Raw genomic sequence first — 3,252 nt, forward strand, 5'->3', positions numbered from 1 at the left:
ATGCGCTCGGTGCGCAGAAAGGCTTCGACCGGGTTAGCGTGGGCAGTGGTCATCGGGCGGCCTCCACGATCGCGGCCAGGATGTCCTCGGGGCGATGCACGCCGCCGCCGGCGTGGGTCACAGCGAGGGTCCGGGCGCGGCCGGCGGCCGCGCGCTCCACCTCGCGCACCATCTGGCCGAGGTTCAGTTCAGGGACCACGAAGGCCTTGGTCTTCAAGGCCAGCTCGCGCAGGCGGGCTTCCGGAAAGGGCCAGGCGGTGACCAGGCGGAAGCTCCCGACCTTGAGCCCCTGGGCGCGCGCCAGTTCCATCGCGCGCTGTGCCACCCGCGAGGTGATGCCGTAGGAGACCACGATGACCTGGGCGTCCTCGACCTCCCTTTCCTCGAAGCGCACGATGCGCCCCGCATTCTGTTGGATCTTGTTCTGCAGCCGGCGCACCAGCTGGTCCTGGGACTGCACGTTCATGTTGGGATAGCCGCGCTCGTCGTGGGTCAGGCCGGTGACGTGGAAGCGGTAGCCCTCGCCGGCATGCGCCATCTCCGGCACCAAGTCGCCGTTGGGGGCGTAGGGCAGGTAGTCGTCCATGGCGCGGCGGGTGTGGCGCCGCGGCGTGACCTCGAGCTGCTCCGCCGGCGGAATCACCACCTTCTCCGTCATGTGGCCCACGCACTCGTCCATCATCACCATCACCGGCACACGGTAGCGCTCGGCCAGGTTGAAGGCCTCCAGCGTCAGGTCGAAGCATTCCTGGGGGGAGTTGGGGCAGAGGGCGATGATCTCGTAATCGCCGTGCGAGCCCCAGCGCGCCTGCATCATGTCGGCCTGCGCCGGCAGAGTGGGCAGCCCGGTGGAGGGCCCGCCGCGCTGCACGTTCACGAAGACGCAGGGCGTCTCGGTCATGGCGGCGTAGCCGATGTGCTCCATCATCAGGGAGAAGCCGGGGCCGGAGGTCACGGTGAAGGCCTTGGCGCCGCCCCAAACCGCGCCCTGGATGGCGATCGAGGCGGCCAGCTCGTCTTCCATCTGGATGAAGATGCCTCCCACGGTGGGCACGCGCATGGCGAAACGCTCCACCACTTCGGTGGAGGGAGTGATGGGATAGCCGGCGGCGAAGCGGGCGCCGGCGGCCAGCGCGCCTTCGCAGCAAGCGTGGTCGCCGTCGAGGAAGTGGACGCCGGTGAGGACGCCGGCCGGGTCAGCGTGCATCGGCGGTCTCCTTGGCTTCGGCCTTGGCCTCGGCCGGGAGCTTCCAGCCGTGGATGGCGAAGTCGGGGCAGTACATGCCGCACAGATCGCAGCCCGAGCACTTCTCCGGCGCCACCATATAGGGCGGGTGGTAGCCCTTGGAGTTGAAGGCGGAGGAGAGCGCCAGCACCTTGGTAGGGCAGAACTCCACACAGAAGCCGCACGCCTTGCAGCGCTCCACCACGATCGCGACTGTGCCTTTTGCCATCGCCCTTGTGTCCTTCGCCGGAGGGCCCGGCGTGACCTCAAGTATCGCGCCACCGCGGGCGGCCAGGGAGTGATGCAGGTCACATCTCGATGTGAGCCACGCACCCACGCCAAGAGGCGCTCATGCCGCTGCCTGGTGCCCGGTCTTGCCGGCTTCCGGCACCCCCAACTTGCGCAGGATGGTCATCATGGGGCACCAGTTGGAAAAGGCCGACTGGATGAGGTTCAGCCCCACGAAGGCGGTGAACAGGAACCAATAAGGACTCACCCAATAGCCCAGGGCCAGGGAGAGCAGGACAAAGAAGCCGGCGATCAGGCGCAGGCTGCGTTCCACGGTGAACTGCATACGATCCTCCTTGGTCTCAATCGGCGGCCGCTGGAGTCACACCTTGTTGTGACCCGGGTGCCGGCACCGAACCTCGCTTGCTTCCCCGCTCGCTCAGGTAATAGAGGACGGGCACGGCTATGCGCGAGAGCAGCGTGGACGCCACCTCCCCCGCCATCAGCGAGATGGCCAGCCCCTGGAAGATGGGGTCGAAGAGGATGACGCTGGCGCCCACCACCACCGCCGCCGCCGTCAGCAGCATAGGGCGGAAGCGCACCGCCCCCGCGTCCACCACCGCCTCTTCCAGGCTCATGCCCTGCTGGCGGCGCAATTCGATGAAATCCACCAGGATGATGGAATTGCGCACGATGATGCCGGCGCCGGCGATGAAGCCGATCATGGAGGTGGCGGTGAAGAACGCTCCCAGCAGCGCGTGCGCCGGCAGGATGCCTACCAAGGTCAGGGGGATGGGCGCCATGATGGCCAGCGGCGTCTTGAACGACTTGAACCAGCCCACCACCAGCACGTAGATCAGCACCAGCACGGCAGCGAAGGCCAGCCCCAGGTCGCGGAAGACCTCCACCGTGATGTGCCACTCGCCGTCCCACTTCATGGTCAGGCGGTCGGTGCGCTCGGGCAGGGCCGTGCCCATGCTCTGCTCGACGCGGTAGCCCTCCGGCACCTGCAACTGTTCGATGCGCCGCTTCATCTTCAGGATGGCGTAGACCGGGCTCTCTTCCTGGCCGGCCACGTCGCCGGTGACGTACACCACGTCGCGCAGGTTCTTGCGGTAGAGGCTGGTGTCGATGGTGGTCTTGGTGACGTCGGTGACCTCGCCCAGCGAGACCTGGCCGCCGCCGGGCGTCGGGAAGCGCAGACTCTCGAGGCTCCCCAGCCCCGAGCGCTGGGCGCGGCTGAGCTGCACCTCGATGGGCACGTCCTCGCGCGAGGTGGGTTCGTGCAGCAGGCCCACTTCCCTGCCCCCTAGGGCGATGTCCAGGGTGCGGCTGACGTCGGCGGCGGACACTCCGTGCAGCGCCGCCTTGTCCAGATCGGTCTTCAGTTCGTAGCGGGTCTCGGGCGCCTCCACGAACCAGTCGGTGTCCACCACCCCCGGGGTCTCCTGAAAGATCTTCTTGATCTGTCCGGCGAGCTGGACTTGGCGCCGGGGATCGGGTCCGTAGACCTCGGCCACCAGGGTGGAGACCACGGGCGGCCCGGGCGGCACCTCCGCCACCTGGATGCGCGCGCCGTAGGCGCGGGCGATCTTCTCCAGGCCGGGGCGCACGCGCTTGGCGATCTCGTGGCTCTGGGCGCTGCGCTCATGCAACGGCAGCAGGTTCACCTGGATGTCGGCCTGGTTGGCGCCGCGGCGCAGGAAGTAGTGCCGCACCAGCCCGTTGAAGTTGTACGGGCCCGAGGTCCCGGCGTAGATCTGGTAGTTGACCACCTCGGGCTGCTCGGCCAGGTACCG

General features: G+C 67.9%; 4 protein-coding genes. All 4 read right to left on the reverse strand.

Annotated elements, in window-relative coordinates:
• Positions 1-49: 49 nt before the first annotated feature.
• Positions 50-1,207, reverse strand: coding sequence for a 2-oxoacid:acceptor oxidoreductase subunit alpha (locus VEG08_12200; GenBank protein ID HXZ28745.1), 1,158 nt, complete (start codon positions 1,205-1,207; stop codon positions 50-52).
• Positions 1,197-1,454 carry a 4Fe-4S binding protein gene (locus VEG08_12205; GenBank protein ID HXZ28746.1) on the reverse strand — a complete coding sequence of 86 codons (258 nt, stop codon included), beginning with the start codon at positions 1,452-1,454 and terminating at the stop codon, positions 1,197-1,199. Before VEG08_12205 ends, VEG08_12200 begins: the two co-directional genes overlap by 11 nt.
• 120 nt (positions 1,455-1,574) lie before the next feature.
• On the reverse strand, positions 1,575-1,799 hold the full coding sequence (locus tag VEG08_12210) for a DUF2892 domain-containing protein (GenBank protein HXZ28747.1): 225 nt from the start codon (positions 1,797-1,799) through the stop codon (positions 1,575-1,577).
• 16 nt (positions 1,800-1,815) lie between these two features.
• The coding region (locus VEG08_12215) for an efflux RND transporter permease subunit (GenBank protein HXZ28748.1) at positions 1,816-3,252 on the reverse strand (1,437 nt) is incomplete at its 5' end.

This window comes from Terriglobales bacterium, from assembly GCA_035624475.1.
In the GTDB taxonomy this organism is placed as follows: domain Bacteria; phylum Acidobacteriota; class Terriglobia; order Terriglobales; family Acidobacteriaceae; genus DASPRL01.

What these genes read in the sequence shown, in the direction of transcription:
- VEG08_12210 (HXZ28747.1), bottom strand. Translation starts at nt 1,799, where the DNA reads ATGCAGTTCACCGTGGAACGCAGCCTGCGCCTGATCGCCGGCTTCTTT.
- VEG08_12205 (HXZ28746.1), bottom strand. Translation starts at nt 1,454, where the DNA reads ATGGCAAAAGGCACAGTCGCGATCGTGGTGGAGCGCTGCAAGGCGTGC.
- VEG08_12200 (HXZ28745.1), bottom strand. Translation starts at nt 1,207, where the DNA reads ATGCACGCTGACCCGGCCGGCGTCCTCACCGGCGTCCACTTCCTCGAC.